This window comes from Streptomyces sp. HUAS MS02 (assembly GCF_055702265.1).
In genome coordinates this window covers 3,341,039-3,354,834 of the sequence record NZ_CM146747.1, presented here as the reverse complement: position 1 = coordinate 3,354,834, position 13,796 = coordinate 3,341,039, and the positions used below count along the sequence as shown (strand labels likewise).

Sequence of the window (13,796 nt, the reverse complement as noted above, 5' to 3'; positions counted from 1 at the left end):
GTGTGACGTCAGGCCCCAGGGCCGACGGCCTCGCCCCGCCCGTGCTCGTCCGCGTACGCCCGCAGTGACCCCACGACCGTGTTGGTGACCGCGACCAGCGGCACGGCCACCACCGCGCCCCCGATCCCGGCGATCATGCCACCGGCGGCGACCGCCAGCACGACGGCCAGGGGGTGTACCCGGACGGCCCGGCCGAGGATGAACGGCTGGAGGATGTGCCCCTCGATCTGCTGCACGGCGAGCACCACGACCAGCGTCATGACGGCCGTGAACACGCCCTGGGTCACCAGCGCCACGACCACGGCCAGCGCACCCGAGACGACCGCACCCACCAGCGGGATGAAGGAGAACAGGAAGATGAACACGGCCAGCGGGACCGCCATAGGCACATCGAGGAAGTAGATCCCCAGACCGATGAAGATGGCGTCGATCAGCGCCACGACCACCGTGCCGCGCACGTACGCCGTCAGCGTCCGCCAGGCGCGCGGCCCCGCGTCGGCGACACCCGGCCGGGCCGCCGTGGGCACCAGCTTCAGCGTCCACTGCCAGATCCTCTTGCCGTCGTACAGGAGGAAGAGCGTGGAGAACATCGTCAACAGGATGCCGGTGAGCGCCTCGACGATGACCGTCACGCCCTCCAGCCCCGCCGAGGTGATCGTGTCGGTGTTGTCGCTGACCGCCTCACGGAGGTTCTTGGCGATGTCGTTGATCTGGTTCTCGGTGACGTGGAACGGGCTGTCGAGCAGCCAGCGCTGCAACTCGTCGATGCCGTCCTGGATCTGGTCGGAGAGGTCGTCGATGTTCTCCATGACCTGCCAGGTGACGAACCAGCCGATCAGTCCCATGACGATGAAGCCGAGGGCGGCGGTCAGCGCGGTGGCGAGGCCGCGCGGTACGCCGTGCCGGGTCAGCCGTGCCACGGTCGGCTGGAGCACGGCGGTGACGAGCAGTGCGGCGGTGAACGACAGCACCAGCAGCCGTACCGAGCTGATGACCCGCATCAGCACCCAGACGGTGCCCGCGAGCACGAGCAGCCGCCAGCCGGCCTCGGCCGCCACCCGCATGCCCCAGGGCACCACCGACGCGGGGTCCGGACGGCTGTAGAGGACGGGGGTGGTCGTCGGCCGGCTCTGCGGGGCCGTGGATCCGGCTGAACCCGCCGCACCCGCAGGGCCGGTGGAGCCGCCCGCCTCGGCGGGTGCGTCAGAGCCGTGCGCCCCGGCAGGAGTGTCGGATCCACCGGCCCCGGCGGCCGCGTCAGCGCCGCCCGTGCCGGGACCCTTGGCGGAGCCGGTGCGGCCCTCCGAGCCCGTCTCGGAGTCCTCCGCCTCCATCTCCGCCCGGCGCCGCTCCAACCGCTCGCTCCATCCGCTCAGTCCGGCGCCGAGCCGGCCGAGCCACCCTGGAACTCGCGACATCATCCGTCCTCTTCCCCCGTCGCTCCTGTGGGTCACCACTCCTCCCGGAGGCCGCGAATCCTCTCGGGGGCTCCGACCGTACATGGCCGAAGCCCCCCACCAAAGGACGGTGGAGGGCTTCGGAAGGTTGAGCGGCGGGTGTGCGTCACCCTGCGCCGACCGGCCTAGTACCAGTTGTTGGCCTGCCAGAACGCCCAGGCCTCGCACGGGCTGCCGTAGCGCGATTCCATGTAGTTCAGGCCCCACTTGATCTGCGTGGCCGGGTTGGTCTGCCAGTCGGAACCGGCGGACGACATCTTGGAGCCGGGCAGCGCCTGGAAGAGACCGTAGGCGCCCGAGGAGGGGTTCACGGCCTTGTAGTTCCAGGTGGACTCGTGGTTCACGATGTTGCTGAAGCACGTCCACTGGTCGCTGGCCACGACCGCCTTCGCCATCGCCTGGATCTCGGCGACGGTGTACGAGCTCTGTGCGGGGATGTCACCGAGCGAGCCGGCGGCAGCGGCCTTCGACTTGGCCTCGGCCTCCGCCGCTTCCTTCGCCTTGCGCTCCTGCTCCGCCTTCTCCGCGGCCTTCTGCTTGTCGATCGCGTCCTGGGCCGCCTTCTTACGGGCGGTCTCCTCGGCGTCCTTGCGGGCGCTCGCGTCGGCGGCGATGGCCTGGGCGTCGGCCTGAGCAGTCAGGGACGCGGTCTGCACCTGGGCCTGCTGGCCCACGGGTATGTCGGCGAGCAACGTGGTGTCGTTCGCGACCGCCTCGGCGTCGTCAATGGTCGTCTGGGCGGTGCTGCCCGAGGCTACTCCGACGACACTGCCGACTGCGGTGACCGCGGTGGCCGAGGCCACTGCGAATCCCCGGACCGAAATCCGGCTCACACGGTTTCCTTCCAGCATCGCCCGCCTCGGTGACCCTGGCGGACGCAATCGTGCCCCTGACGCTGGCCTCCCAACTGCGGGGTCACGGAGGCGCGGGCCCGGTGGGCAACTCCCTTGCGGGAGCGCCGCGTGGTGCTCGGGCGGCATACGACGACGCTGTTGAGTTGACTTGGTGGTGCTGTGGTTCCGTACCGCTGGGGGTACAGGTGTGTCGTATGCGGGGCCTGACAGGAATGAGACTCTGCCGTAACCCGACACCGGGAGGCAATTCAGTGGTGAGTGTGAAAGGTCACACCTCGTTTGACGCCGGAGATTCCAGGAAACACCCACACGCCGAGGCGCCGCCCGGCTAGGCTGCTGAGCCTTTTGCCGGGCGGCGCCCCGGGGTTGGTGCGGGAGTCGGGTTAAATCTGGCCGTCCTCCAGCATTTCGGTCACAAGGGCCGCGATCTGGGACCGTTCGGACCTCGTCAACGTGACGTGGGCGAAGAGGGGATGGCCCTTCAGCTTCTCGACCACGGCCACGACACCGTCGTACCGGCCGACCCGCAGGTTGTCCCGCTGTGCGACGTCATGCGTCAGAACGACCCGCGAATTCGCACCGATCCGGGACAGAACGGTCAACAGGACGTTCCGCTCCAGCGACTGGGCCTCGTCCACGATCACGAACGCGTCGTGCAGGGAACGGCCGCGGATGTGCGTCAGCGGCAGGACCTCCAGCATGCCGCGCGCGGTGACCTCCTCGATGACCTCGCGGCTGGTGACCGCGGACAGCGTGTCGAAGACCGCCTGCGCCCAGGGGCTCATCTTCTCCGACTCGGAACCGGGCAGATAGCCGAGTTCCTGCCCGCCCACCGCGTACAGCGGCCGGAACACCATCACCTTCTGGTGCTGGCGCCGTTCGAGCACGGCCTCCAGGCCCGCGCACAGCGCGAGCGCCGACTTGCCGGTGCCGGCCCGGCCGCCCATCGACAGGATGCCCACGTCCGGGTCGAGCAGCAGGTCCAGCGCGATGCGCTGCTCGGCACTGCGCCCCTTGATGCCGAACGCCTCCCGGTCGCCGCGCACCAGACGGATGTTGCCGTCGGGCGTGACGCGGCCGAGTGCTTTGCCGCGCTCCGACTGGATCGTCAGGCCGGTGTGGACGGGCAGCGTGCTCGCCTCGGGAACGTAGATCGTGCCTTCCTCGAAGAGGATGTCGACCTGTTCACCCGGCAGCGTCAGCTCGGACATCCCGGTCCAGCCGGAGGCGTCCGTGATGGCCAACTCCGCGCGGTACTCCTCGGCGAGGAGGCCCACGGAGGACGCCTTGATCCTGAGCGGGAGGTCCTTCGACACGACGGTGACGTCGAAGCCCTCGGCCTGCAGATTGCGGGCGACCGCGAGGATCCGGGAGTCGTTGTCCCCCAGGCGGTAGCCGCTCGGCAGCACGCTGGGATCCGAGTGATTGAGCTCGACCCGTACGGTGCCGCCGAGGTCCCCGATCGGGATGGGGGCGTCGAGGCGGCCGTACCGGACCCGGAACTCGTCGAGCAGGCGCAGGGCCTGCCGGGCGAAGTAGCCGAGTTCGGGATGGTGCCGCTTCGCCTCCAGCTCCGTGACCACCACGATCGGCAGCACGACTTCGTGCTCGTCGAAGCGGCTCAAAGCATTCGGGTCGGCCAGCAGGACGCTGGTGTCGAGAACGTAGGTGCGCCGGTCTGGCATACGGCGCTTTGTGCTGGTCACCACGGAAGGACGTACCCCCTCGGATGAGGTCGGGGAGCGACGGGTTCGAACTGGGCCGGTCGTCGGCGCCGTTGCACGGGCCGGTGACCGGCCCTCCGCTGCTTCGTCCGTGCTGTGACCGCACGATCGGGCTGGTGCAAAGGGCCTCCCGGGCGGACGGCCCCGAGCCGCCCGCTGAGATCCGACACCCGTGGTTCGGGCGTCGACCTGACTGGCTTATGCCCTCGAACGTGCGCTGCCATGCCAAGCGGTACGACGGCGGCCCGGTGAACTCCTCGTTACTTCTGTCCCGGTGGGAGCGATACGCACCTCACGCGTATCACGGAAGGTCAGCCTCCGTAACGGCGGTGTCGCGCAGCGTAGTCGCGGAGTGCGCGCAGGAAGTCCACCTTGCGGAAGGCCGGCCAGAAGACGTCACAGAAGTAGTACTCGGAATGGGCGGTCTGCCAGAGCATGAATCCGGACAGTCGCTGCTCGCCGCTCGTGCGGATCACCAGATCCGGGTCGGGCTGGTCGACGGTGTAGAGATGACTGCCGATCAGGTCCACGGAGACGTTCTCGGCGAGTTCCTCCATCGAGGTGCCGCGCTCCTGCGCGTCCTGGATCATCGACCGGACGGCGTCGGCGATCTCCTGGCGTCCGCCGTACCCGATGGCCACGTTGACCAGTATTCCGTCGATGTCCGCGGTGGACTCCTCGGCCTCCTTGAGCGCGCGCTGCATCCCGGGGGAGAGCAGGTCCAGCGCGCCGACGTGGTGCACGCGCCAGCGACCGTCGGCGGCGAGGGAGCGGACGGTGTCCTCGATGATCCCGAGCAGCGGGACGAGCTCTTCCTTCGGGCGGTTGAAGTTGTCGGTGGAGAGCAGCCAGAGAGTGACGACCTTCACGTCCGTCTCGGTGCACCAGCCGAGGAACTCCTCGATCTTGTTCGCCCCGGCCTGGTGGCCCTGCACCGTGGTGGAGCCCGCGGCCTTGGCCCAGCGGCGGCTGCCGTCCACGATGACGCCGATGTGCTCGGGCACCTGGGCGTGGTCCAGGTGGCCCTCGACCCTGCGTGCGTAGACCTTGACCAACAGGCCGCGCAGTGTGTCGCGCAGGTTCACGTCTTCCAGCCCCTCCGGTGCGGTGGCAGTCCCCTAGGTTGGCAGAGCCTACCGGGGCTGGAGGCCAACTGCGCCAAGGGGTGCGTGGGGTCGGACGCCCTCCGGGGCCCCGCGGCGGCCTCGTCGGAGGGCCGCCTTCCGGGCAGAAAAACGGGCCGGTCCGTGGGGGGGAGACGGACCGGCCCGAGGGGGGGTTTCCACCATAACCCTTCGTGAGTGATGCTGCGTGCATCGGCGTGCCACAACTACTCTCCGAAGTCGGGCGACAGCGTGGCGGTGAGCGCGGAAGCGCTCATTCAGGGCGTGATCGAGGGGTGATCATGGCCGAATCCCGGCGGATTCCAAGGGGAAATGAAGGAATCCCAGTGGAGATGTGGGGTTTGGGTACCCTTGTGCGACTTCCGAGGAGAAGGGTCTCGGCGCCCCGTACGGGTGAGCGCGGGCGGAACGCGCGCTTGACGCCGGCGACGGGGCGCACGGCTTCGCGCAGCCCCCTCCACTGCGCGAAGCCGTGCCGCGCAGCTTTGCTCACGCGAATTACCTTGGTCTGAACCTACGCGAGTAGACCCGGGGAAGCCAAGCCGCGGGCGATAACGATGTGGACACCGGCTCAGCCGGTCGACGGCCTGCGGGCCTCGAACAGATGGCGGGCGCTGTGCGCCACGAAGGGGCCCTCGGCCTCGATCCGCTCGTGCAGGGCGCGGAGCTGCGGGAGATACGCCTCGACGGTGAAGCCGGGGACCATCCAGACGACCTTCTTGAGGAAGTGCACGACCGCCCCGATGTCGAAGAACTCCATCCGCAGCCGCTCGGCCCGCAGATCCACGATCTCCAGGCCGGCCGCCTCCGCGTCGGCGCGCTCCCCGTCCGGGTGGCGGGCGTTCCGGTTCTCCTCCGGCAACGGTCCGGTGAAGTGCTCGACGAGTTCGTAGACGCTGCTCGGCCCCACGTGCTGCGCGAAGTACGTGCCGCCGGGCCGCAGCACCCGGGCGATCTCCGACCAGTGCGCCCGCACCGGGTGCCTGCTGGTGACCAGGTCGAACGCCCCGTCGGCGAACGGCAGCGGCGCGTCCTCCGCACTGGCCACCACCACCGCGCCCCGGGGGTGCAGCAGGGCGGTCGCCTTCGCGACGTTCGGCGGCCACCCCTCCGTGGCCACGGTCACCGCCGGAAACCGCGGAGCGGAACCGAGCACCTCACCGCCCCCGGTCTGGATGTCCAGCGCCGCGGAGGCCCGCCCGAGCCGCTCGGCCATCCCGCGCGCGTACCCCCACGAGGGCCGGGCCTCGGTGGCCCGCCCCTCGAACCAGGAGAAGTCCCACCCGTCGGTGGGCACGGCATCGGCCTCGGCGACGAGACTCTCGAAGGTGCGGGGGAAGGGGGAGGAGGACATGGGGGGCGATTCTCCCGAGGGAAGGAGCGGGCGGCGACCGATTTTCCGGGCGCCGAAGGGCAGAGGGCGAAGCCCCTGCCCTTCAGGGGCGCGGGGAACTGCGCGATCAACCACATCCGACCCGCGGCCGCCCCACGACCTCACCTCCCGAGCTCGTAGGCGATTCCAGGCCACCCGCTCCCGCCGCCCTGCTCGGAGAATCCCGCGCATTGCTCGGAGAGAATCCCGCGCCCTACTCGCAGAGAATCGACTCCGCCTCCACCGTGACCCCCACTGCCTGCACCACCGACGCGACCCGGAACGCCTCCTGCACGGTCTCCCGGCTCACGCCGGCCCTCCGCAGCACCCGCTCGTGCGAGTCCAGACACGCCCCGCACGCGTTGATCGCGGACACGGCCAGCGCCCACAACTCGTAGTCGACCTTGTCCACCCCGGGGTCGCCGATGACATTCATCCGCAGCCCCGTCCGCAGCGTCCCGTACTCGTGGTCGGACAGCAGATGCCGGGTCCGGAAGAAGGTGTTGCTCAACGCCATCGCCGCGGCCGCGGACTTCGCCGCCGTGTACGCCTCCGGCGACAGCCGCGCCCGCGCTTCCGGCGCCAGCTCGCGCAGCGCGATCGGCGAACGCGAGGCGATCGCCGTGGCCAGCACCGTCCCCCACAGCCGCTGTGCCGACAGCCCGGAGTCACCGAGCACCGCGTCGAGGTTCCGGCGGAGATCCTTGGCGTAGTCCGGGATCAGGGACCTCAGGGTGTCGAGCGACATGGCGTCCTCACTTCGTCCTCACTGCCGGTCGTCCTCACTGCCGGGCGAGCGGCTGGCGGGGTCCAGTGTGACGGTGCCGCGGGGTCGCCGCGGCACCGGTCTACTCCGTCCGCAGCCCCTCCGGCCGCATCAACCGCATCAGCGGCGGCATGCTCAGCGCCGTGACCATGACGACGACGCCCGCGCCGATGCCGGTCATGGACAGCACCCCGGACCAGTCGACGGACACGTCCACGTTCGTCATCCGCAGCAGCACCGCGCCCAGGGTCAGCCCGACCGTCATGGCGAGGACCAGGCCCAACGTGATCGGGACGGCGGTCTGCCACAGCACGGACAGGCCGAGCGTGCGGCGCCGCGTACCGAAAGCGACCAGCGCCGACAGCAGCTTGCGGCGTTCCCGCAGCTGCTCCAGCTGGGAGACGAGGAGGCTCGCGCCGATGAGGACCAGTACGGCGGACGCGCCGACCAGCAGACCGGTGCGGATGTCCGTGAATTCGTCGGCCCGTGTGATCGACTCCCACTCCCAGGTCCGGATGAGCGGATCGATGGCGACGGCGGCGTTGCGCACCTCGTCGAGGGCGTCCGGAACCCGGGGATCCGCCCGTACGTAGACGGTGCTGTCGAGCTCGTCCTCCGCCTTGGCGGGCAGGGCGCTCGGAGTGACCAGCAGCCCCCCTGTCCCCGGCCGCAGCGTGTCGGCGCGGGCGGACACCTTCCGCAAAGAGTCCGGCAGCTTCCAGGCGATCTCGGAGCCCCGCTCCTCTCCGCTGTAGGACGCGTCGAAGTACAGCGTGTTCCCGGCGGTCACGAGCTTCGCCGTGACCGGGTCCTCCGAGGCCCTCAGCGTGAAGACGTCGCCGTCGCGGCAGGAGGAGATCTTCGCGAGCTCGCGCAGCGCGGCGCAGTCGCCGACGGTCACCCGGGCCCATTCCTCGGGGTCCTTGGCGGTGGCGGAGACCTCCGCGTCGGACAGCGTCGCGGCGGCCTTCACGCCCTTGGCCCGCTTCAGCTCCTGGCCCACCGCGCTCACCGGGAGGTCGTCCGGCATGGAGAGTTCCAGTTGGGTCCGTGTGGTGTCCTTCCCGGTCGGCCGGGTGAACCTGCCCTCGACCCCGGCGAACAGCATCTGCAGGGCGATCGCGCCGGCCACCGCCACCGCGATGCCGTTGACCATGCGGGCTGCCGGTCCGCTGCTCAACTGGAGCCTGCGAACGGCCAGTTGCCAGGAGAGAGGGCCGGAGCCCAGCCGGGCGACGAACGCCTCGACGACCCACGGCAGCAGCGCGGTGATGCCGACGAGGAGCAGGACGACACCGCCGGTCACCAGGTACTCGTTGAACTCCCCGTTCTCCGACCCCTGGCCGACCATCGGGTAGAGCAGCGCGAGACCGCCGAGCGGCAGCAGCAGCCGCCACCAGAGCCTGCGCCGCGCGGGCCTGGCCGTACGGACCACCCCGAGCGGTTCGATGACGACGCCGCGCAGCGCGAACAGGGTGACGAGGACGGCGGCGGCCGGCACCGCGAACGCGACCAGCAGCGCGAGGCCGGGGGAGGGGTCGAGGTAGCTCGGGAACACACTGACGTCGAACACCTCGACCGAACCGGCGATCTGCCGGCCGAGCAGGAAGAACCCGGTGCCGAAGACCAGCCCCAGCGCGGCACCCGCGAGGGCCTCGCCCGCCGCGATCCGGCGTGTCATCCGCCCGTCGGAACCGACCAGCCGCAGTGCCGCCAGTCGGCGGTCGCGCCGCTCCCCGCCGAACCGTACGGCCGCCGCGATGAAGACGGCCACCGGCATCAGCAGCACCACGAAGACGACCAGGACGAGCAGGAGCAGGATGGGGTCCATCTCCTCGTCGGCGGGCTGCTCGGTCGCCCCGAACCGGTCGATCCGGGCCACCACCGACCCGTCGATCCGCTGGGCGAGCCCCTCGGCGCCGGCGTAGTAGGCGAGTTCCCCCGAGCCGATCAGCCCGGCCTCGCCGATGGTGCCCGCGGTCTCGTACGGCAGCCGGTCGCGCAGCAGTTCCCCGGCGTCCGACTTCAGCAGGTCGGCGAGCGCGGGGGAGACGATCATCTCGCCCGGTGCGGGGAACTCGCCCAGCCCCGGTGGTGGCGGCGCGTGCTCGCCCTCCGGTTCGAGGAGCCGTCCCCTTATCTCGCGGTGCCGGTACTCGGTGTCGGTGTCGGCGACGAGCAGACTCCGGTCGGTCGGCTTGGATCGGGTGTTGTTCTCCAGGTAGCCGATTCCCCGGTCCTGCCGGGCTTCCTCCCGGGCTCCCCGCGTCGACAGCGCGTTCGGCACCGCGGCGGTGAGCAGCAGCAGCGCCACGCCGAGGCCGACGCCCACCGCGGTGAGCGCGGCGCGCACCCAGCCCTCACGGCCCCCGGTGAAGGCGAACCGCACCCCCATCGCCAGGTCCCGGTACCACTGGCGGAACACGGCGGACCTCATACGACGCGCTCCATGTCCCGGGACTTCCCGTCCCGTACGACGATCTCGCGGTCCGAGTAGGCGGCCACCCGTGCCTCGTGCGTGACGAGGACGACGGCGGCGTTGGTGGACCGGGCGGCCTCGGTGAGCAGCTCCATCACCCGTTCGCCGTTGAGGGAGTCGAGCGCGCCGGTGGGCTCGTCCGCGAACAGCACCCGGGGGCCCGTGACCAGCGCGCGCGAGACGGCGACCCGCTGGCCCTGGCCGCCGGAGACCTCACCGGGCCGCTTGCGGGCGAGGTCGTCGACCTCCAGGCGTTCCATCCAGCCGAGGGCGGTCCGCTCGGACTCCTTGCGGGAGGCGCCGTTCAGCCGGAGCGGCAGGGCCACGTTCTCCACGCACGTCAGCTCCGGGACGAGCTGGCCGAACTGGAAGACGAACCCGAACTCGCTGCGCCTGAGCGCGCTGCGCTGGGCGTCGTTCATGGACACCATCTCGCGGCCGTTGTAGGTGATCGAGCCCGAGTCGGGCGGCACGATCCCGGCGAGGCAGTGCAGCAGCGTCGACTTCCCGGAGCCGGAGGGCCCCATCACCGCGACGACCTCGCCGGGGTGGATGGAGAACTCGGCGCCGTCCAGCGCGGTGGTCGGGCCGTAGGCCTTGCGCAGGTCGGTCGCGACGAGCAGGGAGCCGGCGGGGGCCGGAGAGGCGGTCGGGTTCACCGGGTCACCGCCTCGGCCAGCTTGCCCAGTCGGGCGGCGGTCAGCTCCAGCCATCGCAGATCGGCCTCCAGATGGAACAGGGCGTGGTCGCAGATCAGCTGGTCGGCCAGGTCGCCCTTGCGCTTGCGGTCGGTGAGGATGCGCATCATGCGCAGGTGCTCGGAACGCTGGGTGTCGAGGATGTCGGCCGCGTTCCGGTCGGTGAGCAGGGCGAGGACGACCTTCGTGTAGAGGGTCGACTGCAGATACGGCTCGGGCTTCTCGGGTGTCGCCAGCCACCGCTGGACGTCCGTGATGCCGGCCTCGGTGATCGCGTACCGCTTGCGCTCGGGGCCGCCGCCGGGCTCGATGCCGTCGACCTCGACGAGGCCGTTCTTCAGCAGGCGCGACATCGTCGAGTAGACCTGGCCGTAGTGCAGAGGCCGGTCGTGACCGAACTTCTCGTCGAAGGCCCGCTTCAGGTCGTAACCGTGTCGGGGCCCGGACTCGAGGAGTCCCAGGAGAGTGTGACCGATGGACATGAGCACGACTGTACACACGGGGTATACACCGCACGTATACCTACTGTGTATAGGTCGCTACCGGAGGGGAGGGGGCGCAGGTCAGAGGTGATTGTCACGGTTCTGTCACCGAGAACGTCAGGAACGCGTCGGAAACTCGTGAGCCGGGTGGGGCAACCATCGCCCCTGCTGGAACGTCCGTTCCGGTGGGATGAGGTCTGTGGACACGCGTCGCGCGTGCGCTTTGTCACGTCGCCACGGAGCGGACCGACTCCCCCTTGTCATAGTCCTCGGTGTTAGCTTGCTGAGCTGACAAGACCCGAGTGACGTATGAGACCGAGCAGAAGGCGGAGCGGACCGGAGCCATGGGACGAGCGGAAGAAAGACGAGCGCGGCAGCGCGGCGGTCGCCGCGCGGCGCCCCAGCCCTCGTCCGGAGGCGATGCGGGGGCGACGGCGGTCATAGCCCCGCCGGAGGGCGGAGGCCGGGCGGCGGCCCGCGCCGCGGCCAAGGCCGGCAACAAGAAGCAGAAGAAGGGTCAGAGGAGCTTCCTGCGCCGCCTCTTCACCTGGAAGAAGATCCTCGGCGCCTTCTTCGGTGTCTGTCTCCTCGGCATGGGCGCCTTCATCGTGCTCTACCTGATGATCGACATCCCCAAGGGGAACCCCGAGGCGACGCAGGAAAGCAACGTCTACAAGTACTCCAACGGCAAGATCTTCGCCCGCACCGGCGACACCAACCGCGAGATCGTCGAACTCGACAAGGTCCCCAAGCCGGTCCAGCTGGCCTTCGTCGCCGCTGAGAACAAGACCTTCTACAGCGACCCCGGCGTCGACCTCAAGGGCATGGCGCGCGGTGTCATCAACACCCTCTCCGGCAAGGGCAAGCAGGGTGGCTCGACCATCACCCAGCAGTACGTCAAGAACTACTACCTGACGTCCGACCAGACGGTGACCCGCAAGCTCAACGAACTGGTCATCTCCCTGAAGCTGGAGCGCGAGGAGACCAAGGACTACATCCTCGCGGGCTACATCAACACCAGCTACTACGGCCGTGGCGCATGGGGCATCCAGGCCGCCGCCCAGGCGTACTACCGCAAGGACGCCAACAAGCTCACCGTGGAGGAGGGCGCCTATCTCGCCGCGCTGCTCCAGGCCCCCAGCCAGTACGACCTGGCCACGGCCACCCCGACCGGCAAGAAGCTGGTCACGGCGCGCTGGAACTACGTGCTGGACAACATGGTCGAGATGAAGCAGCTGACCGCCTCGGAGCGGGCGGACATGAAGCTCCCCAAGCCGAAGGCGCCCCAGGCCGCCGCCGGCATGGCAGGCCAGAACGGCTACCTGGTCGAGGCGGCCAACAACCAGCTGGCCAAGCAGCTCGTGGCCTCGGGCAAGGCGGACGACACCGAGGACGCCAAGGCGCTCATCGAGGCGCGCGGCTGGACGATCACGCTGAACATCAACCCGAAGAAGCAGGCCGCGCTGGAGAAGGCCGTCGAGAAACGCCTCACCAGCAAGCTCGACCCGAAGAAGCGCAAGGTCGACAAGCACATCCAGGCCGGTGCCGTCTCCGTCGACCCGAAGACGGGCAAGGTCGTCGCCATGTACGGCGGCGTCGACTACGTCAAGCACTTCACCAACAACGCCACCCGCCGCGACTACCAGCCCGCCTCCACCTTCAAGCCGGTGATCCTCGCCGCGGCCGTCGACGAGAACGCCGAGACGCAGGACGGCGACCCGATCACCGCCAGCACGGTCTACGACGGTGACAGCCGGCACAAGGTCAAGGACGACGGCACCGCGGTCGGCTTCGCCCCGCCGAACGAGGACAACGTCGACTACGGCGACGTCACCGTGCAGACCGCCATGAACAAGTCCATCAACTCCGTCTTCGCGCAGATGGGCGTCGACGTGGGCATGGAGAAGGTCATGGAGGTCGCCGGGAAGCTCGGCATGGACACCGAGGGCATGCAGGCGGTCCCCGCCCAGACCCTGGGTTCCATGGGCGCCAGCCCGCTGGAGATGGCCGGCATCTACGCCACCCTCGACAACCACGGCAAGAAGGTCACCCCGACCATCATCGCCGGGGCCGAACGCCGGGACGAAGAAGTCGAGTTCGACGACCCGATCGGCGAGCAGGTGATCAGCAAGGAGGCCGCCGACACGGTCACCTCGGTCCTCACCGGCGTGGTCGACGACGGTACGGCCAAGACGTCCGTCCGCGACAACCCGGCCCGCAACGGCCAGCAGGTCGCCGGCAAGACGGGTACCTCGGACGAGAACCGCTCCGCCTGGTTCACCGGCTACACGCCGAACCTCGTGACCTCCGTCGGCCTGTTCGGCGAGGACATGAGCAAGAACGGCAAGCACGTCTCGATGTACAACGCCCTCGGCGTCCCCCGGGTCAACGGCGGTGGTTTCCCCGCCCAGATCTGGGCCACGTACACCTTCGGCGTCATGGGCAAGCCCACCAAGTTCGAGCTCGACACCAAGCAGGGTGCCGCGGTCGCGCCGACGGAGTCCCCGACCCCGTCGGAGACACCGTCCGAGACTCCTTCGGAGACGCCCTCCGAGACCCCTTCGGAGACGCCGTCCAAGACTCCTTCGGAGACACCCACCACGGAGGAGCCGACCACCGAGCCCCCGACGACTCCGCCGACCTCCCCGGACGAGACCCCGTCGGGCGACAACGGCGGCGTCGGGTTCCCGACGAACCCGAACGATCCACAGTTCGAGGGCTAGCTGGCGCACTCGCACGAGAAAGCGGAGGGCGCCCGGTGATCTCACCGGGCGCCCTTGGCGCGTCTGAGGGCCGTAGGCCCTCCAGGGGCGCGGGGAACTGCGCGACCAGCCACGACG

The 13,796-nt window shown here is 69.7% G+C and carries 10 protein-coding genes; 1 reads left to right on the top strand and 9 read right to left on the bottom strand.

The window, feature by feature from the left end; all coding sequences use genetic code 11:
* Window positions 1-8 precede the first annotated feature (8 nt).
* From ACZ9QC_RS14175 to ACZ9QC_RS14135, 9 genes are all read right to left on the bottom strand, one after another.
* Window positions 9-1,418: an AI-2E family transporter gene (locus ACZ9QC_RS14175; protein ID WP_472920467.1), complete on the bottom strand. Its 1,410-nt coding sequence runs from the start codon at window positions 1,416-1,418 to the stop codon at window positions 9-11.
* Window positions 1,419-1,582: 164 nt separating this feature from the next.
* On the bottom strand, window positions 1,583-2,308 hold the full coding sequence (locus ACZ9QC_RS14170) for an aggregation-promoting factor C-terminal-like domain-containing protein (protein ID WP_472920466.1): 726 nt from the start codon (window positions 2,306-2,308) through the stop codon (window positions 1,583-1,585).
* Window positions 2,309-2,694: 386 nt separating this feature from the next.
* Window positions 2,695-4,020: a PhoH family protein gene (locus ACZ9QC_RS14165; RefSeq protein WP_472920465.1), complete on the bottom strand. Its 1,326-nt coding sequence runs from the start codon at window positions 4,018-4,020 to the stop codon at window positions 2,695-2,697.
* Window positions 4,021-4,346: 326 nt separating this feature from the next.
* Window positions 4,347-5,120 carry an isoprenyl transferase gene (locus ACZ9QC_RS14160; RefSeq protein WP_316726035.1) on the bottom strand — a complete coding sequence of 258 codons (774 nt, stop codon included), beginning with the start codon at window positions 5,118-5,120 and terminating at the stop codon, window positions 4,347-4,349.
* A 610-nt stretch (window positions 5,121-5,730) separates the two neighbouring features.
* The gene (locus ACZ9QC_RS14155) at window positions 5,731-6,513 is read right to left on the bottom strand and encodes a class I SAM-dependent methyltransferase (protein ID WP_472920464.1); all 783 of its coding nucleotides are present in this window, start codon (window positions 6,511-6,513) and stop codon (window positions 5,731-5,733) included.
* A 232-nt stretch (window positions 6,514-6,745) separates the two neighbouring features.
* Window positions 6,746-7,279, bottom strand: coding sequence for an alkylhydroperoxidase, AhpD family (gene ahpD, locus ACZ9QC_RS14150; RefSeq protein WP_472920463.1), 534 nt, complete (start codon window positions 7,277-7,279; stop codon window positions 6,746-6,748).
* 100 nt (window positions 7,280-7,379) lie between these two features.
* Window positions 7,380-9,734 (bottom strand): ABC transporter permease, encoded by a 2,355-nt coding sequence (locus ACZ9QC_RS14145; RefSeq protein WP_472920462.1) that lies wholly within the window; start codon window positions 9,732-9,734, stop codon window positions 7,380-7,382.
* Window positions 9,731-10,435: an ABC transporter ATP-binding protein gene (locus tag ACZ9QC_RS14140; protein ID WP_230219871.1), complete on the bottom strand. Its 705-nt coding sequence runs from the start codon at window positions 10,433-10,435 to the stop codon at window positions 9,731-9,733. The genes ACZ9QC_RS14145 and ACZ9QC_RS14140 overlap by 4 nt, the downstream gene beginning before the upstream one ends.
* On the bottom strand, window positions 10,432-10,956 hold the full coding sequence (locus tag ACZ9QC_RS14135) for a PadR family transcriptional regulator (protein WP_033531809.1): 525 nt from the start codon (window positions 10,954-10,956) through the stop codon (window positions 10,432-10,434). The genes ACZ9QC_RS14140 and ACZ9QC_RS14135 overlap by 4 nt, the downstream gene beginning before the upstream one ends.
* Window positions 10,957-11,300: 344 nt before the next feature.
* On the opposite strand from ACZ9QC_RS14135, the gene ACZ9QC_RS14130 reads away from it, so the two are divergent.
* Entirely contained in the window at window positions 11,301-13,679 is a 2,379-nt protein-coding gene (locus ACZ9QC_RS14130; RefSeq protein ID WP_472921682.1) for a transglycosylase domain-containing protein, read from the top strand.
* Window positions 13,680-13,796: the final 117 nt, after the last annotated feature.

Bases quoted from the DNA above. Each gene is read 5' to 3' on its own strand.
- ACZ9QC_RS14175 (WP_472920467.1), bottom strand. From the start codon at position 1,418: ATGTCGCGAGTTCCAGGGTGGCTCGGCCGGCTCGGCGCCGGACTGAGC.
- ACZ9QC_RS14170 (WP_472920466.1), bottom strand. From the start codon at position 2,308: ATGCTGGAAGGAAACCGTGTGAGCCGGATTTCGGTCCGGGGATTCGCA.
- ACZ9QC_RS14155 (WP_472920464.1), bottom strand. From the start codon at position 6,513: ATGTCCTCCTCCCCCTTCCCCCGCACCTTCGAGAGTCTCGTCGCCGAG.
- ahpD (WP_472920463.1), bottom strand. From the start codon at position 7,279: ATGTCGCTCGACACCCTGAGGTCCCTGATCCCGGACTACGCCAAGGAT.
- ACZ9QC_RS14145 (WP_472920462.1), bottom strand. From the start codon at position 9,734: ATGAGGTCCGCCGTGTTCCGCCAGTGGTACCGGGACCTGGCGATGGGG.
- ACZ9QC_RS14135 (WP_033531809.1), bottom strand. From the start codon at position 10,956: ATGTCCATCGGTCACACTCTCCTGGGACTCCTCGAGTCCGGGCCCCGA.
- ACZ9QC_RS14130 (WP_472921682.1), top strand. From the start codon at position 11,301: ATGGGACGAGCGGAAGAAAGACGAGCGCGGCAGCGCGGCGGTCGCCGC.